Consider the following 24,141-nt stretch of genomic DNA (forward strand, 5'->3'; position numbering starts at 1 on the left):
ATCAGATATGAATGGCTGGCAGAAGAATAGCTATTTTTCTGAATTCACCCTTTGGCTCATCCTCGTGGCCTTCCTTATACGAGTGACGCCACCATGACCGCACCCTTCACCCTCCTGGCCGAGGCTGTTCGCCAGCACGGCTCGCCGCTATGGGCATACGACACCCGCACCATCGCCGATCGCGTCGAGCAGTTGAACGTATTCGACACCGTACGTTTCGCCCAGAAAGCCAACCCGAACGTGCATGTGCTGCGCCTGATGCGCGCCCATGGCCTGGTGCTGGATGCAGTGTCGCTGGGTGAGATGGAGCGGGCCTTCGCCGCCGGCGCGAGCGTTGACGGTGACCCTGCCGGCGTGGTGCTGACCTGTGACGCACTGGACCGCCCCACCCTGGAGCGGGTGGTGGCCTCGAAGATCGAAGTCAACGCCGGCTCCATCGACATGCTGCGCCAACTGGGTGAACGCTCGCCCGGCCACCGCGTGTGGATCCGCATCAACCCAGGCTTCGGCCATGGCCACAGCCGCAAGACCAATACCGGCGGCGAAAACAGCAAGCATGGTATCTGGCACGAAGAACTGGACGAGGCGCTGGCGTGCATCAAGATCCATGGCCTGCACCTGGTGGGCGTGCACATGCACATTGGCTCCGGGGTGGATTACCAGCACCTGGAACAGGTGGCCCGCTCGATGATCGAGCTGATCGGCCGCCTGGGCGTGGACATCGAGGCGTTCTCCATCGGCGGTGGGCTTTCTACCCCTTACCGCAGCACCGACAAACCGGTCGACCTGCAGCGCTATGCGCAGACCTGGGCGATAGCGCGCAAGGAAATCGAAGCGCTGCTCGGCCACCCCGTGCGCATGGAAATCGAGCCAGGGCGCTTCCTGGTGGCCGAGTCGGGCTACCTGGTGGCCGAAGTGCGCGCTGTCAAGCAAGTGGGCCGCAATACCTTCGTCATGATCGACGCCGGCTTCAACGACCTGATGCGCCCGGCGATGTACGGCGCCTACCACGGCATGACCCTGCTCGATGCCAACGGTCAGCCGGTGGACCGCCCACGGCAGCCGACCGTGGTGGCCGGGCCGTTGTGTGAATCGGGTGACGTGTTCACTCAGAATGACCAGGAACTGACCCCGCAGGACCTGCCTCAGGCACAGGTAGGCGACCTGCTGGTGATCCACGATGCCGGCGCCTATGGCGCGTCGATGTCGTCGAACTACAACAGCCGGCCGCTGCTGCCGGAGTTTCTGATCGAGGGCGGGGAGTTGCGGATGATCCGCCGGCGGCAGACGGTGCAGGATCTGCTGAGCCTGGAGACCGACATCATCCCATGACCGCTTCCCGTAGTCCGCCCATATAGTGCTCCAGGCGACTACGCAGCCAACGCTCGGCCGGGTCGCTGTCGGTGGTGCTCAACCAGACCATGGCCAGCTCCAGTGCAGCAGTCTCGAACGGCAGCGTCTCGGCCTGCAGGTTGCCCCAACGCTCCATGCCTTGTGCGGCATAGTCCGGGCAGCAGGCCAGCAGGTCGGTACCGGCCAGAATCGCCGGCAGCGAACTGAACTGCGGCACCGACAACACCACCTTGCGTTCACGGCCGATGTCTTTCAACCAGTCGTCGACCACACCCTGGGTGTTGGCGGTCGGCGAAACCTGAACATGCGGGCGTTGACAAAACTCATCCAGCGAAAGCGGCGTGGTGGATTTGTCGGCCCGCACTACCCTGGCTTGCAGGGTGCGTAGCACCTTGCGTTTGGCATTGGCGGGCAGGCCCTTGGTCTGGCTGATACCCACCGTCACGTCGCCCGCCGCCAGCAGGTCCGGAATGCGCCAGTAGTCCACATGCTGCACGACCACCACCACGTTTGGCGCCTCCACCCGCAGCGCCCGCAACAGCGGCGGCAACAGGCCCGACTCGACATCATCGGACAAGCCGATGCGGAAGGTCATCTTGCTGGTCAGCGGGTCGAAATCATGGGTCATGCTGAGGGCGACGGACATCGCATCCAAGGCTGGCGTGAGGTACTTGATCACCTCTTCGGCCCTGGCCGAGGGCTCCATGCGGTTGCCCACTCGAACCAGCAACGGGTCGTTGAACATCGCACGCAACCTGGCCAGCGCGGCGCTGACCGTGGGTTGGGCGACGAACAGCTTCTCCGCGGCACGGGTGAGGTTGCGTTCCTGCATCAGCGCTTCGAACACCACCATCAGGTTGATATCGGCTTTGCGCAGTTCGTTGCGGTTCATGGGTGCTCCCGGGCCGTTCTTGTTGTTCGGGTTCAATTCCAGCATCGACATGCATCCTAGCCGAGTCGAAACCTGCACTGCACCCTACCCAATCGCCATTGCCCTCTACTGAGCGACCGGGGTAATCTTCCGCTTTCTTCCCTTCCGGCCTCCCCTGCCGTGCACCGCCCAGGCGTTGACTCGCGAAGCGGTCATTCATGATGCCGACACTTGCATGGCCGCCGCTCACTGGCGCGCCCATCCGCCATCAATGCACTCAGGATGACAACATGATCATTCGCCAAGGCATCGCTGCAGACTACCCGCAGCTGCTCGACATCTGGCTGCGCGCGGTTCGCGCGACGCACCACTTTCTGCAACCCTCCGACATCGACGCACTATTGCCACAGCTGCGCGACGTGTACTTCCCGGCCGTCGAGCTGTGGGTTGCGGTAGACACCGATGACCAGCCACTGGGCTTTATTGGCTTCAATGAAAACCATGTGGAAATGCTCTTCGTCGACCCAGCGCGCCACCGCCAGGGCATTGGCCGTGCATTGCTGGATTTCGGCCGCCAGTCACGCAGTGCGATGAGTGTCGATGTCAACGAGCAGAACCCACAGGCAACAGCGTTCTACCAGCACTATGGCTTCGTCCAGACTGGCCGTTCACCACTGGATGGCGAAGGTCGCCCGTTCCCCTTGCTGCACATGAGCCTGCCCACCCGGGCGTGAGCAGGAGGCACTGACCGCGATGGCCCGCAAAGCGAAGCCCCTACCGCCGTCCGACTGGGTCATCCGTAGTGCCCAACCGGGCGGTATCGAGCGTATCGAAGCCTGGTTCGGTAGCCACGGCTACGACCCGCATCGCCACGATACCTATTCGATCGGCCGTACGCTGGCCGGCGTGCAAAGCTTCCACTACAAGGGTTCGCTGCGCCACGGCATACCGGGCAACACGCTGGTGCTGCACCCGGACGAACAGCATGACGGCATGGCAGGCACCGACGCAGGCTTTCGCTACCGCATGGCCTACGTCGACCCGGCACTGATCCAGAACGTGCTGGGTGGTCAGCCTTTGCCCTTCATCGCTGGCGGGCTGTCCAGCGACCCGCGTCTGTACCACGCCAGCGAAGCGTTCGTACAGGCAGTGGACCACGCGCTGGAACCATTGGAAGAACAGGACGCCCTGTATGACCTGGCGATCGCCTTGCGGGCCGTCGGCGGCAAGCCGCGCGGGCGCAAGCGCCTGGATTACCAGGCAGCCGAACGCGCCCGAGCCTTCATCATGGAACACCTGCATGTGGGCATAACACTGGACATGCTGGAACAGGCCAGTGGCCGCGAACGCTGGAGCCTGTCGCGGGACTTTCGCACGCTGTACGGCACCAGCCCCTATCGCTTTGTCACCCTGCGCCGCCTCGACTGCTTGCGCCGAATGATCCTGGACGGCTTCACCTTGGTCGACGCCGCCATTGCCGCAGGCTTTCATGACCAGAGCCACATGACCCGGCACTTCACCCGCTGCTATGGCGTACCGCCGTTACGCTGGCTGGAGCGTTTGCGAGCGTCACGCTGAGTTACCGCAGGCGCCCGCGCACCCCGTGAGAACAGGCTTGCAGGATCGTACAAGAACCGGACTCGCCCGGAGCGATAGGCTGAACACTCCACTTTCCGAGGAACTGTCATGCCTGAATCCCGTCACCCACATCCCTCCCTGCCAGTGAACCTGGTCCACAAGGCAGCGCTTATCGAACAGCAATGGAGCCCCAGGGTCGTTGCCGAGATGAACGATTACCAGTTGAAGGTCGTGCGCATCGAAGGCGAATTCATCTGGCACGCGCACCCGGAGACCGACGAAGCATTCCTGGTGCTGGAAGGCACCCTGCGTATCGACCTGCCGGATGGCTGCGTGCATGTGAACCCCGGGGAACTCTATGTTGTGCCCCGCGGCGTCGAGCACCGGACCGCTGCGCAAGGCGAAGCGAAACTGATGATGATCGAACCGCGGGGCATTCTGAATACCGGTCATGAAGGGGGGAATCGCACAGCAGAGAGCGATGTCTGGATTTAACAACACTCACAACTTTCAAGCTGTAGTCGCTGACTTCACAGCAATAATTAACCATAAAAAATCGCCTTACAGCCATTTGTAACCATGGCAATTCGCTCGCAGCCCACACTTCGCAACCCGGCACAGGTTCGCCTCGATATAATTGGATCCAATAACGAGGGTGGCCTGCATGCAAGCACTGGAAAGGGACTACGGACACGGCGATGAAGTGGCCTGCCACTGCCACGCCGAAGACCAGCTGATCTACGCCGCCAGCGGCGTGATGCGGGTCAGCAGCGAAGGCGGCAGCTGGGTGATCCCCGGCGGGCATGCCTTGTGGATGCCCGCCGGGGTCAGCCATGCCATCCGCATGGAAGGCGTGGTCTGCATGCGCACCTTGCTGCTCGACGCACACATCGAACGCTGCCAGGTCATCGTCGTGTCCGGCCTGCTGCGCGAACTGATCCTGGCGGCGTCACGGGTGCTGAACCTGCGCGACGGTGCGCATGCTCGGGCGCTGATCCTGTACGAACTCGCCGCCGCCCGGCGCATCGATGCCTTCGTCCCGACGCCGCAGCACGCACGCCTGCGTGCCTGGTGCGAGCGCTTCCTGCAGGACCCGGCCCAGGACCTGACCCTGGAGCAATGCGGCGCACAACTGAACATGAGTGCCCGCAGTGTGGCCAGGCTGTTCCAGCGCGAGGTGGGCATGTCGTATGGCCAATGGCGCGCCCGTGCCCGGGTGATGCTCAGCCAGCAGTGCCTGGCCGATGGCAAGCCGATCCTGAACGTTGCGCTGGAGCACGGCTACCAGAGCGCCAGCGCCTTTACTGCCATGTTCAAGCGCATCCTCGGCTATGCGCCGAGTGATTGGCAAAACGGTACCGCGCGCGAGTACTGAGCCTCAGGTTGTCCCGCTTGCGCGCAGGGTTGTCCCGCTTGCGACAGCGACGCCCATGCAACCCTCGTTAACCTCGCATCACAACCTTTGAGCGACAATCGTGATGCCCTTACTGCACTCATTTCCCGGCCCTGCCCGGCTTGCCACAGCCCTCGGCATGCTTGCTGCACTCGCGGCGTGCGGCCACCAACCCACACCTGCCGAACCCGCTGTAGCGCTGCAGGCAGACCCGCTGGCGAACATGCCGGCCGGCGTCAGCAAACAGCCCCTGCCCGAACGCTGGTGGGCACTGTATCAAGACCCCCAACTCAATCGCTGGGTACAGCAAGCCCTGGCGCACAACCAAGGCCTGGCACAGGCCGAGGCCAACGTGCAGGCCATGCTGGCCGGCATCGGCGAGTTCGACGCCAGGCGCTGGCCGTCTACCGAGATGGGCGTTGCCGCTACCTATGGCAGGCGCGCCGATGACCAGACGCTGGCCGAGGCGACCGACAGCAACGCGCCGTCGCAATGGCAATTCAACCCGGGCATCGAACTGGCCTATCAGGTGGATATCTGGGGCCAGGTACGCGCCGCCATCCAACGTGCCAGGGTGCAAGCCGAAGCCAGCGCTGCGGCGCTAGACCTGGTGCGCCTGCAGGTGGTCGCCCAGACCACCCGCGCCTACATCGACCAGTGCACCTACGCGGCGCGCCTGGAGGCAGCGAAGCAGGCCTTGCAAACCCTCGACCACAGCGTGCAACTCCGCCAGCGTCAGCGCCAGGCCGGTGTGGCCACTGCCCTCGACAGCGAGCGCCTGCTGGGCTTGCGGGAACAGGTGCGTGCGCAACTGCCGATGCTCTCAGCCCGGCGGCAGATGGCGATTTACGAACTGAGCATGCTCAGTGGCCAGGCCTCGGTGGCCGAGGCCACGACCTGCGTAGCCATCCCCACGCTGTCGGTGCCGCTGCCGGCTGGCGATGGCTGGCATTTGCTCGAACGCCGGCCAGATGTGCGCCAGGCCGAACGGGAACTGCAGGCGGCCACCCTGGAGACCGACATCGTGCGGGCCGACCTTTACCCAAAGGTCAGCTTCGGCGCTTCGTTGACGTCTTCGGACCATCACCTTGCCAACCTCGGCGACAGCCGCGCGGTGATGTTCGGCATTGGCCCGCTGATCCGCTGGGAGTTTCCCAACCTGAAAGCCAACCGCGCACGGGTGAGCAAGGCCGAGGCATTGCAGCGGGCGCAGGTCGCCCGTTACCGCGGCGTAGCGCTGAGCGCGCTGAAAGACGTGCGCCAGGCACTGGCCCGCTACGACGGCGAGCGACAACGGTTGCAGGCGCTGGACGCAGCCCTGGCGCACAGCCAGCACAGCTTTGCCCTGGCCCAGGGTAACTACCGTGCCGGCACCGTGGACGGGCTGGCCCTGCTCGACAGCGAGCGCGAAATGATCAGCCTGCGGGCCAACCACACAGAAGCCCGAGGGCGCCTGGCGCAAGCGCAGGTAAACCTGTTCCGCGCGCTGGGCGGGCGGTGGTAGCGAGAAGCAAGACCAGCAGCGAGCACCGCCCACTGTAGGAGCGGGTTTACCCGCGAAGAATACACCGCGGTGGATGGCACGGGCTTCGCCCGTGTTCGCGGGCAAGCCCGCTCCCAATCGCGCCAGCTTTTAGAAATTGAGCAAGACAGTGGCTCCCACAACCGACAGCCAGCAGGCCCAATTCGAGATTGGAAACCAACCATGAATGTTGCCGTAGACAAACCCTCACCCGCCGAAACTGAACAGCGGCCGAGCGCTAAAACCCGTCGCCGCCTGGCAGTCATCGCCAGCGGCAGCCTGGCCGCAATCACCCTGCTGGCCTTCACCAGCTACTGGTTCAGCACCGGCCGCTATCTGGAAACCACCGACGATGCCTACGTCCGCGCCGACTGGGTGGCCCTGAGCCCACGCGTGGCGGGTTACGTAGCCGAGGTCGAGGTGGCTGACGACCAGCCGGTGAAAGCCGGCGATGTGCTGGTGCGCCTGCAAAACCGCGACTACCGCGCCCGCCTCGACCAGGCCCGGGCTGGTGTGACCGAGGCACAGGCGGCACTGGCCGCCGCCCAGGCCAGCCAACAGGTAGCGACCGAGCGCATCGACCAGCAACAGCAAGCCATCCTGCAGGCCGAGGCCGTCGTGCGCAGCGCCACCGCCGAACAGCGTCGCAGTGAACTGGATGTCCAACGCTACCGTGGCCTGGTGCGTGACGACGCAGCGACCGTGCAGCGCCTGGAAACCGCCAGTGCCCATGCCAGCCAGGCACAAGCCGCGCTGCAAGGTGCCCAGGCCGCGCTGCGCCAGCAACGCTCACAACTGGCCATGGCCAAGGCCCGGTCAGCCCAGGCCGAGGCCGAACTGCAACAACGGGCAGCGGCCCTGGCACGCGCCCAGGCCCACCAGCAGCTCGCCGAGCAGGACGAACAGGACACCGTGATCCGCGCGCCGATCACTGGCGTGGTCGGCCAGCGCCGCGTGCGCACCGGCCAGTACGTGGTGCCGGGCCAGCCGCTGTTGGCTGTGGTGCCCCTGCAGCAAGCCTATGTGGTGGCCAACTACAAGGAAACCCAACTGGCCCGCATGCGCCCCGGGCAACCGGTAGAAATACGGGTCGACAGCTTCGCCAGCCAGCCACTGCATGGCCATGTGGCCAGTTTTTCGCCAGCCTCGGGCAATGTCTTCGCCTTGCTGCCGTCGGACAACGCCACCGGCAACTTCACCAAGATCGTCCAGCGTTTCCCGGTGCGCATTTTGCTCGACAAACCGCTGGACGGCCCGCAGGTACTGCCCGGCATGTCAGTGGTCAGTACAGTCGACACACGCCCCGCAGAGGTCGCCGATGCGCACTGAGCAAACGGTCTCGCTGCGCGCCTGGGTAGCGGTGCTTGGCGGCCTGTTCGGCTGCTTCATGGCGGGCATGAACGTGCATGTCACCAGCGCCGCACTGCCAGAAATCCGCGGCTCGCTGGGTGCCAGCTTCGAGGAAGGCTCATGGATCTCCACCGCCTACCTGGTGGCGGAAATCGTGATGATTCCGCTGACGGCCTGGTTGGTGGACGTGTTCTCGCTGCGCCGGGTCATGTGGACCGGCTCGCTCATCTTTCTGATCGCCTCGGTGGCCTGCTCATGGGCGCCCAACCTGGAGGCGATGATCGTAATCCGGGTGATCCAGGGGGCTGCGGGCGCGGTGCTGATTCCCCTGTCGTTCCAGCTGATCATCACCGAACTGCCGGCCAGCAAGATGGCCATGGGCATGGCGCTGTTCAGCCTGGCCAACAGCGTGGCGCAGGCCGCCGGGCCGTCGATTGGCGGCTGGCTGACCGATGCCTATTCGTGGCGCTGGATCTTCTATCTGCAACTTTTCCCCGGCATTGCGCTGCTGTTGGCCATCGCCTGGTCGATCGAGGCCAAGCCGATGAAGCTCGAACTGTTACGCAAAGGTGATTGGCTGGGTATCGCGGCCATGGTGATCGGCCTGGGCGGCTTGCAGATCGTGCTGGAAGAAGGCGGCCGGCTGGACTGGTTCGGCTCGCCGCTCATCGTCGGCATGAGCGTGGTCGCCACCATTGCCTTGGTGGTGTTCGTGGTGACCCAGCTGTTCGGCCAGCGCGCGTTCATCAATCTGCGCTTGCTGGGGCACTACAACTTCGGCGTTGCCAGCGTGGCGATGTTCATCTTTGGCGCTGCCACGTTCGGCCTGGTGTTCCTGGTGCCCAACTACCTCTCGCAGTTGCAGGGGTTCAGCGCGCACGACGTGGGCGTAGCGCTGATCGCCTATGGCGTGGTGCAGTTGCTGCTGGCGCCGTTGATGCCCCGGCTGATGGGCTGGACCAGTGCCAAGTTCATGGTCGCCAGCGGCTTTTTGATCATGGCGCTGGGCTGCTGGCTGGGGGCCAGCCTGAGCGCCGACAGTGCCGACAACGTGATCATCCCGTCCACGGTGGTGCGTGGTATTGGCCAGCCTTTCATCATGGTTGCGTTATCGGTGCTGGCGGTGGCCGGGCTGGACAAGCGTGAAGCCGGCTCAGCCTCGGCGGTGTTCTCGATGTTGCGCAACCTGGGTGGCGCCATCGGCACGGCCGGGTTGACGCAACTGGTGGCGACCCGTGAACGCTTTCACAGTGAGCGCATTCACGAGCAGGTGACGCTGTTCGAGCCAAGCGTGCAGGCGCGCATCAACCAGACGGTGCAAAGCTGGCTGCCGCATCAGCAGCAAATGCTGGAAGCGTTGGCGGCGACCATTCGGCGAGAGGCTTACCTGATGGCCTACAGTGATGCGTTCTACCTGGCGTGCCTGGCATTGGTCGGGTGTGCCCTGGCAGCGCTGCTGCTCCGGGCCAGGCAGCAGCATTGACCTCTGTGGGCGGCCGGAGCGTTCGGCATTCGGCCGCTGTTACACTGTCAACCGATGAAATTGGCGAGCCCGAGCAAAGGTATGAACCCAACGCGCTACTCCACCGTGGCAAAGGACTTGATGCAAGCGATTGCCAGCGGCCGCTACCCGGTGGGCAGCCTGCTGCCGACCGAGTTCGAGCTGTGCGACCTTTACAATGTGAGCCGGCACACGGTGCGTGCCGCTATCGACCAGTTGCTCACCCAAGGGCTGGTGTCGCGGCGCAAGCGCGTGGGCACCCGGGTGGAGGCCAGCAGCCCACGCGGCGGCTATTCGCAATCGTTGGCCAGTGTGGCTGAGCTGGCGCACCTGGCGGACACCCAGCAGCGGGAAATCCAGGGCGTGCGCCACTTTGTCGCCGACCTGAGCGAGGCGGCGAGGCTGGGGCTGGTGCCGGGGGAGCATTACTTCTGCGTGTCGAGCATCCGCGTCGACCGGCAGCACGATTGCGCGCCGCTGTGCTGGACCGACGTGTATGCACAGCGCGACTACACCGCGGTCATCGAGCTGGCCCGCGAGCACCCTGACCAGCTGATTGCCGGCTTGATCGAGCAGCACTATGGCCGGGCAATCGCAGTGGTCGACCAGCAGGTACGCGCGGTGTTGCTGACAGCGGAAATGGCCCGGGTGCTGAAGGCCGAGGCGGGCTCGCCGGGGCTGAAGATCATCCGCCACTACCGCGAGGAAAATGGTGATTTGATGGCGGTTTCCGAGACCGTGCACCCGGATGACCGCTTTACCTTGGTCACCCAGATGCGCCGCGACCGCTCCCCCGCCTGAACCCGCTCGTACAGGGATGGTGCAACTTTCAGCCAATGAACAGGCCGTTGCCCCTAAAGCGCCCCCAGTTGCCTTTCAGCTTCGACCAACTGCCTCGCCCGCGCCGTGCTCACCCGGTGATCGCGTGCCAGCCAGGCGTAGATCGTCGGTAGCACGAACAAGGTGAACAAGGTCCCCACCAGCATCCCGCACACAATCACCACCCCCAACCCGAAACGGCTGTTGGCGCCGGCGCCGCTGGCGAACAGCAGTGGCAGCACGCCAAAAGTCATCGCCGCCGTGGTCATCAGCACTGGCCGCAAGCGTATTTGCGCCGCACGAACAATGGCGGCGGCACGATCGAGGTTGTCGCGCACCTGAATCTCGTTGGCGAACGCCACCATCAGGATGCCATGCTTGCTGATCAGGCCGATCAGCGTCACCAGGCCAATCTGCGTGTAGATGTTCAGCGTGGCCCAGCCCAGCGCCAGCGGCAGCAGCGCACCGCAGATCGACAGCGGCACGGTCACCAGAATGATCAGGGGGTCGATCAGGCTTTCGTACTGCGCCGCCAGCACCAGGTAGATTACTACCAGGGCGGCGAGAAATGCCCACATCAAGGCAAAGCCCTCCTGCACATACTGGCGCGATTCCGATTGCCAGTCGTGGCTGAAGCCCGGTGGCAGCTCGGCGGTGAGCTGTTCCAGAAATGCCACGGCGTTGCCCATCGATACACCCGGGGCCGGGATCGCCTGCAGGGTACTGGCGTTCTGCTGATCGAACTGCAACAGGCGGTTGGGTGCCACTTCGATATCCAGGCGCACTAACGTGGCCAGCGGCACCAGGCTGCCATCCTCGGCGCGCACATACTGGCGGCTCAGCGCCGCAGGCGTCAGGCGTTGGTCCTGGATACTCTGCGGGATCACGTCATAAGAGCGCCCGAACAGGGCGAAGCGGTTGAGGTACTGCTCGCCCACCAGTACGCCCAGCGACTCACCAATGGCCTGCATGCTGATGCCCAGGCTCGCCGCCTTGGCCCGGTCCACGCGTACCTTGACCACCGGGTTGTTGTAGTCGAGGTCGCTGTCCACCACGGCGAACAGGCCACTGTCGCGGGCGCGTTGCTTGAGCACTTCCATGGTCTGGAACAGCTCGGGGTAATCCTGGGCGCTGCGCAGCACCATCTGCACCGGCAGGCCACCGCTGGAGCCCGGCAGCGACGCGACCTGGAAGGCGAAGATGCTGCTGCCCTCGATATCCGCAACGGCCTGCTGCAACTGCGCCTGCACCTGTGCGGCGGAACGCTCGCGCGCCTGCCAGGCGCTGAGGTTGATGCCACCGAAACTGGCGGCCGGGCCGTCGGTGCCGTTGATGATCCAGGTGTCGGTGGTTTCGGCAATGGACTTCATTATCTGGTCGAGCTTCAGCGCGAAGCGTTCTGCGTATTCGAGGCTGGCATGCTGCGGCGACTTGATGGCGGTCAGCACCGCCGCCTGGTCCTCGGGCGGCGCCAGCTCGCGCTGTGGCAGCAGGTACAGCCAGGGCAGGCTCAGGCACACCAGCAACGCCACGCCGCCACTGATCCAACGGTGTGCCAGTGTGTAGGCCAGTACCCGTCCATAGGCCCCGCTCAGCGCACCAAACAACCGATCGGCGAGAGTGGCCATTGCGCCATGCTGCTGACCGGATTGCAGCAACAGCGAGCTCATCACCGGCGACAAGGTCAGCGCCACAATGCCGGACACGATTACCGCCCCCGCCAGGGTCAAGGCAAACTCACGGAACAGCGTGCCGGTCAGTCCGCCCATCAAGCCAATGGGCGCATACACCGCCGCCAGGGTCAGGGTCATGGCGATCACCGGCCCGGCAATTTCCCGCGCCCCGGCCAATGCTGCCGCGACCGGCGATTTGCCCTCCTCGATATGCCGGTGCACGTTTTCCACCACCACAATCGCATCGTCCACCACCAGGCCGATGGCCAGCACCATCGCCAGCAAGGTCAGCAGGTTGAGGCTGAAACCGAACATCAACATCAGGCCCGCGGCCCCCAGCATCGACAGCGGAATGGCCACCACCGCGATCAGCACGCTGCGCAGCGAACCCAGGCACAGCCAGATCACCAACACCACGATCAGCATCGCCTCCACCAAGGTGCGCAGCACTTCATGGATCGACGCATCGATGAAGCGTGCGGTTTCATAGGCCAGCGCCACTTTCACGCCAGGCGGCAAGGTCTGCTGGATCTGTGGCAGCAGTTGGCGAATTCCCTCGACGATCACCAGAGGGTTGCCGCTGGGCGTGGGGAACAGCCCCAGGTGCACGGCAGGTTTGCCGTCCATGGTGGCGCTGGTCTGCGTGGCCGCCGCACTCAGCTCGACAGTGCCGATATCGCGCAGGCGCACCAGGTCGGTGCCATCGTTGCGGATGATCAGCTCGCGGAAGTCTTCGACCCGGGTCAGGTCGGTGTCCACCTGGATATCGGCCAGCACGTACTGCCCGCGCACCTGGCCCGGCGTTGCCTGGTAGTTGTTGGCACGTACCGCCTGCGCCACGTCCGCCGCCGTCACCCCACGCCCGGCCATCTGCTCACTGTCCAGCCACAGGCGCATGGCCAGGCGCTGCCCGCCGAACGACTGCACCTTGGCCACGCCGTCGATACCGGAGAACTGCGGTTCCACCACCCGCGACAGGTAATCGCTCAGTTCCGGTATCGACAGGCTGTCGCTGGCAAACCCCACATAGGCCACGGCAGTGGAGTCGCCTGCCGACAGCTCCACCACCGGGTCGTAGGCTTTTTCCGGCAGGCGATAGCGCACCTGGTTGACCTTGGCCATGGTTTCGGCCAGCGCCTGGGTCGAATCGCGGTTGAGCACCATGCGCAAGGTGATCAGGCTGCGCCCCTGCTGCGACGACGAGGACAGGTAATCGATGCCTTCGACCGACGACACCGCCTGGGTGATCGGCTGCGTCACGAAACCCTGCATCAACTCGGCGGAGGCACCGGGGTACTCGGTGCTGATGGTAATGGTCGAGCTTTCCAGCAACGGGTACTGGCGGATTGGCAACTTGCCCATGGCAAACAGCCCCATCAGGATGATCAGGCTGCTGACCACCAGCGCCAGCACCGGGCGGCGCACGAAGACATCGGTAAACCTCACGACTGCCGCCCTCCCTGGCTGACCTGCAGGCTGTCCTGCGCCACTGGCTCGACCGGCATGCCATCACTCAGTTTCAGTTGGCCGGAAACCACCACCCGGTCACCGGGTGTCAGGCCGGAGGTAATCTCCACCCGCCCCTGCCAACGCTCACCGGTGGTTACCTGCACCCGGTTAACCCGGGTGCCATGCTGCGGGTCCTGGGTCGCGACAAATACCGTCTGCCCGTAGGCGGTGTAGGTGATCGCGGTTTCCGGCACGGCCAGCACGGTCGACGGCTGCGCAGCTTCCAGCCGCACGCCGGCGTACATACCCGGTTGCAACTGCCCTTGCGGGTTCGCCAAGGCCGCCTGTACCTGCACAAGGCGCGCTTTGCTGACCACCGGGTCGACCGCCACCACCCGGGCCTGGAAGTCTTGCCCACGCACCGCGTCCACCGTCAGTGCCAGCACTTGCCCGGCGTGCACTTCGGGGGCGGCCTGCTCGCCCAAGGCGAAGTTCACATGCAACTGGCTGATGTCGGCCAGGCTGACGATGGTCTCGCCAGCGCCCAGGTACTGCCCCTGATGCACACGGCGGATGCCGAGCTTGCCGGCAAACGGTGCACGAATGGCCTTCTGCGCGATCAGCGCCTCGACATGCTGCAGCTCACCGCGGGCCACGTCCACGGCAGTGGCGGCGTTGTCCAGCAGCTCTTGCGACACGGCATTCATCGCGCGCAGTTTGCGGCTACGCTGCAGCACCACGTCAGCGTTACGCAACCTGGCCTGCAACTGCACGCGCAGGGCCTGCTCGGGTGCGTCGTTGAGCTGCACCAGCAACTGCCCGGCCGCTACTGTCTGCCCCGACTCGAAGGCGATGCGGGTAATACGCCCTGCCATCTCGGCCGCCACCTGCACCTGGTTGACCGCCTCCAACTCCCCCGAAGCAAAGCGCTGCCGCGCCAGTTGCACCTGCTCGACCGTGGCCAGCGCCACCTTGGTCGCCGGCCACACCGCCGCGGCGGGTGGCGCCGAGCCGCTTCCCACCAGCGCATAGGCAGCGGCCAGCGCACCGGCAACAGCGCCAGCCCAGGCCAGTAACATCCGTTTGTTCATGCACAGCTCCGATCACAGGGAAAGCAGTTGCAGGAAAGATCGGGCAGGACTATAAGAGCTCAACTTAACTTGAGGTCAACAGGCATGGCAGCAGAATGTTGCTGGCACCCCCTGGCTGCTGATAGACGTTGAGGTGGTAGCGCGAGGCAATCACGACATCGTTAAACCGGAATCACCTGACAATTTTATCAGTGTCGAACTTGTGGCCTGTGAGGCACACTCATACCTCCTTCAGCTTGGGTTCCTCAAGACCATGTCTACAGACACTTACTCCAGGCATATATCAAAACGCGTGCCAAACAACTACTTGCCCTATGGCTATCGAAACGCCGAAAAGCAGCCGATCGGAATCTTAGGCTACAATGGCGAGCCTCTATCTATCCTGAGGGAATGCTACGCCCTCGGTAATGGACACCGAATCTATAGCCCCCGTTTGATGCGATTCATAAGCGCAGACACACTGAGCCCTTTTTATCGTGGCGGTCTAAATTGCTATGCCTACTGCCTGAACGACCCAATCAATGCAACAGACCCTAGCGGAAAATCCCGATTCAAGACGGCGGGCACTGTAGCCTTGGCAGCGGTCAAATTTAAGAAAAATCTTTCATCGAGGACAGAAAACACCAGTCACTGGAAAGCACTTGGCAACTGGTATGCCGATGAGTTGAGTGAGGACGTAAAGCTCGCAATCCAATCAATAAAAAATCAAACAACCCACATCACCCTGGTCGAAAACCCCGCCAGCTTATCCAGACTTAATGATTCTCAATTCAAACATAAATTTATCTTTACACGCGCTAAAAATTTCTTCATAGGCAGTTACAGCGCAGATGAACCCAGCCATCCAAGTATCGCCCATCTTGGTCAATGGATAACCGGAACCAAGAGTGACGTTGTCAGTGCAGGAAGCATCATGAAAGACGGCAACGGTTATACTTTAGACAGCTCTTCCGGACACTATATGCCTTCGGTTGAGCAGTTGAAACCCGCGCAAGCCCATCTTGAGTCGCTCGGTATAGCAGTAACGAGCTTGAGGGAGAATAAGCCTTCTAAAGGCTATGCAGCACGTCTCTAACGTGTTCGTGTTCGGCAACAAAGCTAATATCGGAGGCAGCGTATCCCGCGAACGATTGAGTCTCACCAACCTGCTCTTGTGCGTAGGTTGCGCCCTCGCGCACTAAAAAATTTGCCGGCGCCTTGGGTACTTCATCGGAATGTCCGCCTTGATCCCTGGCAGTGAAAGATCGGGCAGGACTGTAGGAGCTCACCTTACTTTGAAGCCTGCAGGCCTGGCAGCGAAAAGACGTCGAAACAGCACGAATGGCTAATGGGTAATCACTGATGCCAAGTGCCAGATCTGACGGAGTCAGAGATATGTCAACGCATAAAATTTCGACACCCCGTAAAAAACACGATCCGGCCATTGCACCCCGTTCGGAAAGTCAGGCCCGTGACCAACATGGCGCCGCACGAACACCCACGGACCCAACAACAGGCCAGCCAGTAAACTACACACCCTATGGGTTTCGAAACGCCAATGCGAAGCCGACCGGAGCAGAGGGGTTCAATGGTGAATTTTACATTTCTGCGCTGAACGGTTACGCACTCGGAAACGGGTACCGAATATTCATCCCACGCTTGATGCGATTCATCAGCCCAGACAACCAAAGCCCTTTCCTCAAAGGCGGCATCAACGCCTATGCCTACTGCCTGAACGACCCTGTCAACGCACAAGACCCTAGCGGAAAAAACGCAATCAATACATTAGTTCAGACCGCTATCAAGATAGGCAAGACTTATAGCAAACGATTCAAACCTTCCAATACGGGACACCTACTTTCTAACAACCAAGCCAAACACCTTAAAATCGAACTCAAGGATGCCAAAAGCTTTATAAGCAAGGGTATCGTAGACATCAATATTATCAACGACAACAATAGCGCCAAAAAAATCAGCCCATCACTCATTTACAAATACACACTCATAAATGAAGGAGACGAAACGACCCTGGTAGTCTTCGGTGCCTCTACTGACGCCCTCTTGAATACTCACGCCAGCGGCGCTGAAATGTGGAATTTCAACGCCAGCAATAACGTTAGCGCTGCGGGTTATATCGCCTATGAGAAGGGGGTGTTTATTGTCGACGACTGGTCCGGCCACTATCAGCCTGAGCCCTGGCGCATGGCGCTCGTAAAAGCCTACCTGGAAGGGTTGGGCTATGAGGTGAGAACCGTGCGTCGTGGCTTTGGGTAGCGTGCGCAACGGCTGGAAGGTAATGGGCAAAGGCGAATACCTTCGTGCAATACCCCAATGCCCCGAAAAAAGGTTGCGGCGCCGACCGGGCAGGCTTATAAAAGCTCAATTTAACTTTAGGTCTAACACGTATGGCAGCAGATAACACACGGATGCTCACAGTGGGTGAAGTGGCCAAGCGCAGCGGCGTGGCGGTGTCTGCCCTGCACTTCTACGAAACCAAGGGGCTGATCGCCAGCGTCCGCACGGCAGGCAACCAGCGCCGCTATCCCTCGCTGGTGCTGCGTACCCTGGCGATCATCAAGGTAGCCCAGCGCACGGGAATTCCGCTTGAGGAAATCAAACAGGCCTTCAGCCGTTATGCCCCCAACAGCAAGCTCACGGCAGCACAATGGAGCGAGATGTCCACGGCCTGGCGCGAAGACCTGAATGCCCGCATTCGCACACTGGAAGCACTGCGCGACAGCCTGGACAACTGCATTGGCTGCGGTTGCCTGTCGCTTGAAGACTGCCCGCTGCGCAACCCCGAGGATGTGCTGGCCAAGGAAGGGACCGGGGCGCGGATCCTCGAGAAGAAGGCCCGCCAGGCTGCAGGCTTACCCTGTTCGTAACGGTCACAATGCTCGTTAAGGCCGTCTGGTTGTCTTCGAGCTTGCTTGCGGTGGAACCATTGCGACGCGCCACCACCCTAACCCTGTGCTGTTAACACTCAGTCGCTCACAGGAAGGAACAAAACCATCATGAAACGTGAACAGATCGAAGGTGTTGCTGAAAACCTCACAGGCAAGGCGCAAAGCGCCGTAGGCCGTCTGGTCGAAGACCCGGCGCTGGAGGCCGAAGGCGATGCGCGCCAGGCCGCAGGCCAGTTGACCAAGACCTACGGTAACACCCTGGACACCGTGTCTTCGTTCGTCAAGGAAAAGCCCTTCGCCGCACTGGCCATCACAGCCGCCGCCACACTGGTGGTCTCTCGCCTCCTGCGCCGCTGAACAGGGCACCGCAAGCAGGGCCTGGGCCGGGTGTGCGATCCGGCCCGCGCCATCACCAGATGGCGATATCGTAGGTAAGGTACAGGCGGTTGCTGTCGCGGCCGCGAGCGAAATCCGAACGATAGACATAGTTGCGAAGTTTCACGCCCAGACCTTTCAGTAGCCCGCCCTGCACCACGTAGGCAATCTCGGCGTCACGCTCCCATTCTTTGATGCCCTCGCCACCTGAACGGCCATTGTCACCACTCAGGTAGCGCGTCATGAAGGTCAGCCCCGGCACGCCGGCGGCCGCGAAGTTGTAGGCGTAGCTGGCCATCCAGGTTTTCTCTTCCTCCTCGATGAACTTGCCGATGCCGACGTTGCTGAACGAATAAACGGTCGCACCACTGATGTATGGCAAACCGGCATCTCCATCGAGCACCTGATAACCGGCCCCCAGGGTATGGCCGGAATGCGCATACGCCACCTGGCCACTGAACATGTGGTTGTCGATACCGCCGCCGTAGGCCGCCCCGCTGTCGCGGCTTTTGAAGTAGCGCAGGTCCGTGGTCAGTACTCCGCCGGCCAACGGCAGGTCATGTACCAGCCCGGCAAAATCCTGGCGATAGAAGTGCTCTAGCTGGCCATGGTAGACACTCAGGCGCAGTTGTTTGCTGACGGCATAGTCGGCACCGGCAAAGGTGAAGTCACCCGACTTGCCGCCCCCATGGCCATCCAGATAAATGCCGGTGCTGTTGGACGAGTCACGCTGCTTGAAGCGGTCAAGGTGCCCGGCCATCAGGGTCAGCCCGTCGATATCCGTGCTGGTCAGCTGAGTGCCCTGATAGGTCTGTGGCAGCACCCGCGCATCGTTGTAGACCAGCACCGGTGTCTTTGGCAGCAAGGTGCCGTGCTTGACCACGGTGCTGCCCAGGCGGGCTTTGGCCGTGACCCCGGCGCTGGCGAACTCATCCGCCGCACGGCCATCGTCGTGCACCGGCAACAACCCGGTACCGCTGCGCCCGCGGCCGGAATCAAGGCGTACGCCCAGCAGGCCCAGTGCATCGAGCCCCACACCTAACTTACCGTGGGTGAAACCTGACTGGTAGTCGAGCAGAAAGCCTTGAGCCCATTCCACCCGTTCGCTTTTGGCCGTGGCGGCAGCGCGGGCGCTCATACCCTGCTCGTCACGGAAATTCTCGTTGAAATACACGTTGCGCAACTGCAGCTTGAGCTTGCTGTCATCGACAAAACCGGAAGCGCCGGCAGCAGGTAGCCAGCCGCAAAGCAGGCCTAAGGTGGCCCCACGGAACACAGCTCGGGACATGATCGGTACTCTATTGTTGTTTTCGGAGTGAGCGTGAGTCGGGGCGCCTGGCAGCGCCCGATAATACTTAGACGAAGAAGGACAAGGCGCCCGTGAGCAACGCCAGCGCTGTGATCACCAGCGAGGTGAGCACGGCCCATTTCACCGTGGCCTTCTGGAAGTCACCGATATCCCGGTCGACCATGCCCACCAGCAACAAGGTGGAGGCCACCAGCGGGCTCATCAGGTGCACAGGCTGCCCCAGCACCGAGGCGCGGGCAATTTCCACCGGGTCGATGCCGTACGCGGCCGCGGCATTGGCCAGGATCGGCACAACGCCGAAGTAGTACGCGTCGTTGGACAGCACGAAGGTCAGCGGCATGCTGGTCAGCGCCACCACCAGCGGGAACCAGTGGCTCCACGCTTCCGGAATCCAGTCCACCAGCGTCTGGGCCAATGCATCGACCATCTTGGTACCCGAGAAAATACCGGCAAAGATGCCCGCGGCGAACACCAGCAGCACCACGGTCATGGCGTTGCCCGAATGGGCGAGGATGCGCTCTTTCTGCAAGTCCAGCTGCGGGTAGTTGATCATCAGCGCCGCGACGAAACCGATCATGAACAGGATGGCTGCGTGCATCAGCCCCAGCACCAGCGCGGTCATCACGGCGATCACCAGCACCAGGTTCACATAGGCAAGGCGCGGGCGCTTGTGCGGGTTGTCGCCGAGGATTTCCTTGATGTAGCAGTTGCCGCCACCAGACTCCAGGGCAATGTTGCCGATACGCCGGCGCTCGGCACGGCCCAGCAGGTAGGCGGTGAACACGACCCACGCCGCCCCACCGATGACGGTCGGCAACATCGGAATGAAGTACTCGGTCGCATCCAGGCCGAGCGCTGCAATGGCACGGGTGGCGGGACCACCCCACGGGCTCATGCCGCTCATGATGCTCAATGACAGCATCGATACGGTCGCCAGGATCATCGGGTTCATGCCGATGCGCTTGTACAGCGGCAGCATGGCGGCGCAGGTAATCATGTAGGTCGTGGTGCCGTCACCGTCCAGCGCCACCAGCAGCGATAGCAGGGCGGTGCCGATGGCGATCTTGATCGGGTCGCCATTCACCCGCTTGAGAATCTTGCGGATCAACGGGTCGAACAGGCCGGCGTCGATCATCAGGCCGAAGAACAGGATGGCGAACAGCAGCAGCGCGGCAGACGGTGCGACCATTTTCAGCCCTTCGAGCATCATCTTGCCCAGGTCTGGCGCGAAACCGCCAATAACGGCGAAAACAATCGGCACGATGGTAAGCGCGACGATAGGGGACAGGCGTTTACTCATGATCAGGTAGGTGAAGGTCACCACCATGATCAGGCCCAGAAGTGCGAGCATGGTTTGTTCTCTTGTTTTTATTGTCTGTGGCCACCTGCAGCGCAGACGGCCCCCTACCCCCCGGCAACGCATGGTGGGGGGCTGTGAAAAGCTTGAGGGTGTCGGGGCTCAGCCGTGGCGGCGCGGTTCGGCGACCCAGTCGGCTGTTTCAGCGACGGGGCTGACCACCGGCTCGCCATTCAGGCGGCTGTGCAGCGTCTGCCGGTCACAGGCGTTTTCCGACAGCGAAACCACCACCGTAGCCACTGCGTTGCTGGCAAGACTCGTCAGCGCACGGGCTTCCGACATGAAGCGGTCGACCCCGATCAACAGGGCCAGGCCGGCCAGGGGAATGTCGTGGATCACGGTGAGGGTCGAGGCCAAGGCCACGAAACCGCTGCCGGTGACACCTGCCGCGCCCTTGGAGGACAGCAACATGATCGCCAGCATGGTGACCACCTGGCCCAGGCTCAGGTCGATGTTGCAGGCCTGTGCGATGAACACGGCTGCCAACGACAGATAGATGGCAGTACCGTCCAGGTTGAACGAGTAACCAGTGGGCAGCACCAGCCCAACCACGCCTTTCTTGCACCCAAGCTTCTCGAGTTTCTCGAGCATTCGCGGCAGTACCGGCTCGGTTGAAGAAGTCCCCAGCACCACAAGGAACTCTTCGCGGAAATAGCGCAGCAGCTTCCACAGGCTGAAGCCATGGGCACGGCAGATGCCACCGAGCACCACCAGCACGAAGAACGCGCAGGCGATGTACAACGTCCCCACCAGCTTGGCCAGCGCGCCAAGGGACGTAATGCCGTACTGACCCACGGTAAATGCCAGTGCGCCAAAAGCGCCGACCGGGGCAAAGCGCATCAGGTAGCCGAAGATGCGGAACACCATGGTCGAGGCCGACTCCAGCACGTCCAGGACCGGCTTGCCTTTCTCGCCCATCGACGAAAGGGCGAACCCGCTGAGTACGGCGATGAACAGTACAGGCAAGACCTCACCCTTGTTGAAGGCACCTACGAAGGTGTCCGGGATGATGTGCATGAAGAAGTCCACCACGCTCAACTTGGCGGCCGACGCGGTGTACTGGCTCAGGCCCGCCGTGCTCAGGGTGGCAGGATCGATGTTCATGCCGGCACCTGGCTTGAACAGATAGACCGCCGCCAGTCCGATTACCAGGCTGACCACCGTCAGGCCCAGGAACAGCAGCAGGGTCTTGCTCATCAAGCGGCCCAGGGAACGCTTGTCGGTCATGCCGGCGATGCCGGTGACGATGGTGCAGAACACCACCGGCGCGATCATCATCTTGATCAGCTTGATGAACGCATCACCCAGCGGCTTGAGGGCCACGGCCTGTTGCGCCCAGAAGTGGCCGACCACCACGCCCAGCAGGACGGAGCAGAGAATCTGGAAATACAGCGATTTGGCGAGTCTCATGAGGCATCACCCATTGTTGAAATTGTGCGGATGCGCTTGTTACGAATGTGCAGGTCTGGATCGGTGCCTGGAACTACCCGGCCAACCTGCGGAATGTAGGGGCGTAGACGAAACCTGAGAAGAGCCGCCGGGCGGTTCGCACCACCGAAGCCTGGATCGTCTGGCCATCGGCTCCGCTGCGCGTCAGCGCAACATCGATGCCGCCACTGGGGTGCTCCAGGCGGACCTCGGCCAGTTGCTGCGCGCCTTCGCCCAACAGGTCGGCAATCACGGTGCCAGGGCTGACGCAGGCAGTCGCCAGCCCCACGGCGCCAGTGATCGCCAAGGCACGATGGCAGTTGTGCGGCATGAAATAGCGAACCTGCAGCGTGCCGTCGTAGCGCGGCTTGGACACCAGCACTGGCTTGGGGATGACCATGCCACTGACATCGCCCAGGCCCATGGCCTTTCCGGCCTTCAGCCGCAACGCTTCCAGGCGTTCGAGCAGCGCGCTGTCGGCGTCCAGCTGAGCCGGGGTTTCCGAGCCGCTTACCCCCAGCTGGCTGGCCTCCACCACCATCATCGGCATGGCCATGTCGATGCAGGTCACCGGCACGCCATCAATCACGTCCTGGGCCTTGCCCGTGGGGAACAGCTTGCCGGTCTTGCTGCCGACCGCGTCGAGGAAGGTCAGGTGCACCGGGGCGGCAGTGCCCGGTACCCCATCGATCGCCGTGCGGCCTTCGTAGCGCACGATACCGCCGGGCGTTTCGACCAGCGAATTGACGAAGGTGCCAGTGTTCAGGTTGCGAATGCGCACCAAGGTCTTGCCTTCCTGGCCTTTTACCAACCCCTGTTCGATGGCGAACGGCCCAACAGCACAGAGCATGTTGCCGCAGTTGGGGGCGGTATCGACCCGGCGCTGTGCGACCATGACCTGCACGAACAGGTAGTCGACGTCGGCGTCGGCGTGCAGTGACGGGCTGATGATCGCCACCTTGCTGGTCTGCGGGCTGCCGCCACCGATGCCGTCGATTTCCAGCTCATGGCCAGAGCCCATGAGGTTGATCAGCAACTCGTCGCGCTCGACCACATTGGCAGGCAGGTCCCAGGCGTGGAAGAACGGCCCTTTGGAGGTACCGCCGCGCATGAGTACGCAAGGAATTCGTTGCATGATTTCGCACTCTTGTTGATCAATGGACATCATTGATGCTGTGGGCAAAAGAGTGACAGGGATGGATAAATCAATCCAATGCAAATATCGTAGCTATTATTGCGATTTAAACATCAATAAAGCACCAGGCCAGTCGAAGGTTTTTTATGGAATATGAGCTGCAAGACATCAGATCTTTCGTGAAAATCGCCGAACTTGGCAGCTTTCATGAGGCCGCCGAAGCGCTTCACCTGTCCCAGCCGGCCCTGAGCCGGCGGATCAAGAAACTGGAGGAAGGCCTGGGCACCTCGCTACTGGAACGCACCACTCGCCGGGTCAGCCTGACCAGCGTGGGCCGCGACTTTCTGCCCAAGGCCAGGCGCCTGCTGGATGACTTTGAAGACTCGATCCTCAGCATCCGCGAACTGGCCGAGCGCCAGACCGGTCAGGTTACCCTCGCCTGCATTCCTACCGCGGCGTTCTACTTCCTGCCGTCGGTGATCCGCGATTACAACGAGCAATACCCGAAAATCCGCATTCGCCTGCTGGACCTTAGCGCCAACGACGGGCTCGAAGCCGTACTGCGCGGCGAGGCCGACTTCGGCATCAACATGATGAGTGGCCAGCACCCGGACATCGAGTTTGTCTCGCTGGTGCAGGAGCACTTTGTACTGGCCTGCCGGCGTGACCACCCACTGGCGAATCGTGCCTCCGTTACCTGGACAGAGCTGGCTGATTACCGCCTGATCGGCGTCGGCCGCCTGAGTGGCAACCGCATGCTGCTGGACCATGCGTTGTCCGGGCTCAACCTGCGGCCCAAGTGGTTCTACGAAGTGCAACACCTGTCCACGTCGCTGGGCATGGTCGAGGCCGGGCTGGGCGTGTCCGCCATGCCCAGCCTGGCCATGCCCAATGCCGACCACCCCACGCTGGTGAGCGTGCCGTTGATCGAGCCGCAAGTCACCCGCACGCTAGGGCTGGTGTACCGGCGCGGCGCATCGTTGTCGCCGGCTGCGGAAAAATTCGTTTCGATCCTGCTGCAGAAATGGCCAAATCGCTGAGGGAGCGGCGCG

The 24,141-nt window shown here is 62.4% G+C and carries 21 protein-coding genes; 14 read left to right on the plus strand and 7 right to left on the minus strand.

Features of this window, described 5'->3' with window-relative positions:
- Positions 1–93 precede the first annotated feature (93 nt).
- Positions 94–1,332: a diaminopimelate decarboxylase gene (lysA, locus tag ACF8RA_RS04350; RefSeq protein ID WP_176684440.1), complete on the plus strand. Its 1,239-nt coding sequence runs from the start codon at positions 94–96 to the stop codon at positions 1,330–1,332.
- On the opposite strand, the gene ACF8RA_RS04355 is transcribed toward lysA, so the two are convergent.
- Positions 1,322–2,245: a LysR family transcriptional regulator gene (locus ACF8RA_RS04355; protein ID WP_209964571.1), complete on the minus strand. Its 924-nt coding sequence runs from the start codon at positions 2,243–2,245 to the stop codon at positions 1,322–1,324. The genes lysA and ACF8RA_RS04355 overlap by 11 nt on opposite strands.
- A 269-nt stretch (positions 2,246–2,514) precedes the next feature.
- On the opposite strand from ACF8RA_RS04355, the gene ACF8RA_RS04360 reads away from it, so the two are divergent.
- The 8 genes from ACF8RA_RS04360 to ACF8RA_RS04395 all read left to right on the plus strand — a co-directional run bounded on the left by ACF8RA_RS04360 (position 2,515) and on the right by ACF8RA_RS04395 (position 10,369).
- Positions 2,515–2,958, plus strand: a complete 444-nt coding sequence (locus tag ACF8RA_RS04360) for an acetyltransferase (protein ID WP_020191951.1) — start codon at positions 2,515–2,517, stop codon at positions 2,956–2,958.
- Between the two features lie 19 nt (positions 2,959–2,977).
- Positions 2,978–3,802 carry an AraC family transcriptional regulator gene (locus ACF8RA_RS04365; protein ID WP_392460983.1) on the plus strand — a complete coding sequence of 275 codons (825 nt, stop codon included), beginning with the start codon at positions 2,978–2,980 and terminating at the stop codon, positions 3,800–3,802.
- A gap of 108 nt (positions 3,803–3,910) precedes the next feature.
- On the plus strand, positions 3,911–4,297 hold the full coding sequence (locus tag ACF8RA_RS04370; RefSeq protein WP_392518824.1) for a cupin domain-containing protein: 387 nt from the start codon (positions 3,911–3,913) through the stop codon (positions 4,295–4,297).
- A 169-nt stretch (positions 4,298–4,466) separates the two neighbouring features.
- Complete coding sequence (locus ACF8RA_RS04375) at positions 4,467–5,177, plus strand: AraC family transcriptional regulator (RefSeq protein WP_392518825.1); 711 nt, start codon at positions 4,467–4,469, stop codon at positions 5,175–5,177.
- A gap of 103 nt (positions 5,178–5,280) precedes the next feature.
- A complete protein-coding gene (locus ACF8RA_RS04380) occupies positions 5,281–6,699 on the plus strand; it encodes an efflux transporter outer membrane subunit (protein WP_392518826.1) in 1,419 nt (472 codons plus the stop codon).
- A 201-nt stretch (positions 6,700–6,900) separates the two neighbouring features.
- A complete protein-coding gene (locus tag ACF8RA_RS04385) occupies positions 6,901–8,046 on the plus strand; it encodes an HlyD family secretion protein (protein WP_104887278.1) in 1,146 nt (381 codons plus the stop codon).
- On the plus strand, positions 8,036–9,550 hold the full coding sequence (locus ACF8RA_RS04390; RefSeq protein ID WP_176684446.1) for a DHA2 family efflux MFS transporter permease subunit: 1,515 nt from the start codon (positions 8,036–8,038) through the stop codon (positions 9,548–9,550). The genes ACF8RA_RS04385 and ACF8RA_RS04390 overlap by 11 nt, the downstream gene beginning before the upstream one ends.
- An 81-nt stretch (positions 9,551–9,631) precedes the next feature.
- The gene (locus tag ACF8RA_RS04395) at positions 9,632–10,369 is read left to right on the plus strand and encodes a GntR family transcriptional regulator (RefSeq protein ID WP_176684447.1); all 738 of its coding nucleotides are present in this window, start codon (positions 9,632–9,634) and stop codon (positions 10,367–10,369) included.
- Between the two features lie 53 nt (positions 10,370–10,422).
- Here the strand turns inward: ACF8RA_RS04395 and ACF8RA_RS04400 are convergent, their stop codons facing one another.
- Both ACF8RA_RS04400 and ACF8RA_RS04405 read right to left on the minus strand, forming a co-directional pair.
- Positions 10,423–13,506 carry a MexW/MexI family multidrug efflux RND transporter permease subunit gene (locus tag ACF8RA_RS04400; RefSeq protein WP_392518827.1) on the minus strand — a complete coding sequence of 1,028 codons (3,084 nt, stop codon included), beginning with the start codon at positions 13,504–13,506 and terminating at the stop codon, positions 10,423–10,425.
- Entirely contained in the window at positions 13,503–14,600 is a 1,098-nt protein-coding gene (locus tag ACF8RA_RS04405; protein WP_176684449.1) for an efflux RND transporter periplasmic adaptor subunit, read from the minus strand. Before ACF8RA_RS04405 ends, ACF8RA_RS04400 begins: the two co-directional genes overlap by 4 nt.
- Before the next feature lie 253 nt (positions 14,601–14,853).
- On the opposite strand from ACF8RA_RS04405, the gene ACF8RA_RS04410 reads away from it, so the two are divergent.
- The 4 genes from ACF8RA_RS04410 to ACF8RA_RS04425 all read left to right on the plus strand — a co-directional run bounded on the left by ACF8RA_RS04410 (position 14,854) and on the right by ACF8RA_RS04425 (position 17,842).
- A complete protein-coding gene (locus ACF8RA_RS04410; RefSeq protein WP_176684450.1) occupies positions 14,854–15,675 on the plus strand; it encodes an RHS repeat-associated core domain-containing protein in 822 nt (273 codons plus the stop codon).
- Between the two features lie 299 nt (positions 15,676–15,974).
- Positions 15,975–16,853 (plus strand): RHS repeat-associated core domain-containing protein, encoded by an 879-nt coding sequence (locus tag ACF8RA_RS04415; RefSeq protein WP_392514763.1) that lies wholly within the window; start codon positions 15,975–15,977, stop codon positions 16,851–16,853.
- Positions 16,854–16,984: 131 nt separating this feature from the next.
- Complete coding sequence (soxR, locus tag ACF8RA_RS04420) at positions 16,985–17,464, plus strand: redox-sensitive transcriptional activator SoxR (RefSeq protein ID WP_176684452.1); 480 nt, start codon at positions 16,985–16,987, stop codon at positions 17,462–17,464.
- Positions 17,465–17,593: 129 nt separating this feature from the next.
- Entirely contained in the window at positions 17,594–17,842 is a 249-nt protein-coding gene (locus tag ACF8RA_RS04425; RefSeq protein ID WP_176684453.1) for a CsbD family protein, read from the plus strand.
- 52 nt (positions 17,843–17,894) lie between these two features.
- Here the strand turns inward: ACF8RA_RS04425 and ACF8RA_RS04430 are convergent, their stop codons facing one another.
- From ACF8RA_RS04430 to ACF8RA_RS04445, 4 genes are all read right to left on the minus strand, one after another.
- Complete coding sequence (locus ACF8RA_RS04430; protein WP_176684454.1) at positions 17,895–19,148, minus strand: OprD family porin; 1,254 nt, start codon at positions 19,146–19,148, stop codon at positions 17,895–17,897.
- Positions 19,149–19,215: 67 nt separating this feature from the next.
- On the minus strand, positions 19,216–20,520 hold the full coding sequence (locus tag ACF8RA_RS04435) for a CitMHS family transporter (RefSeq protein WP_176684455.1): 1,305 nt from the start codon (positions 20,518–20,520) through the stop codon (positions 19,216–19,218).
- A 108-nt stretch (positions 20,521–20,628) separates the two neighbouring features.
- Positions 20,629–21,936 (minus strand): dicarboxylate/amino acid:cation symporter, encoded by a 1,308-nt coding sequence (locus ACF8RA_RS04440; RefSeq protein ID WP_392518828.1) that lies wholly within the window; start codon positions 21,934–21,936, stop codon positions 20,629–20,631.
- Between the two features lie 73 nt (positions 21,937–22,009).
- Positions 22,010–23,089 carry a 4-oxalomesaconate tautomerase gene (locus tag ACF8RA_RS04445; RefSeq protein WP_076403476.1) on the minus strand — a complete coding sequence of 360 codons (1,080 nt, stop codon included), beginning with the start codon at positions 23,087–23,089 and terminating at the stop codon, positions 22,010–22,012.
- 146 nt (positions 23,090–23,235) lie between these two features.
- On the opposite strand from ACF8RA_RS04445, the gene ACF8RA_RS04450 reads away from it, so the two are divergent.
- The gene (locus tag ACF8RA_RS04450; RefSeq protein WP_003247268.1) at positions 23,236–24,129 is read left to right on the plus strand and encodes a LysR family transcriptional regulator; all 894 of its coding nucleotides are present in this window, start codon (positions 23,236–23,238) and stop codon (positions 24,127–24,129) included.
- Positions 24,130–24,141 lie beyond the last annotated feature (12 nt).

The sequence above is a fragment of the Pseudomonas sp. FYR_5 genome, assembly GCF_043106315.1.
GTDB lineage: Bacteria > Pseudomonadota > Gammaproteobacteria > Pseudomonadales > Pseudomonadaceae > Aquipseudomonas > Aquipseudomonas putida_Y.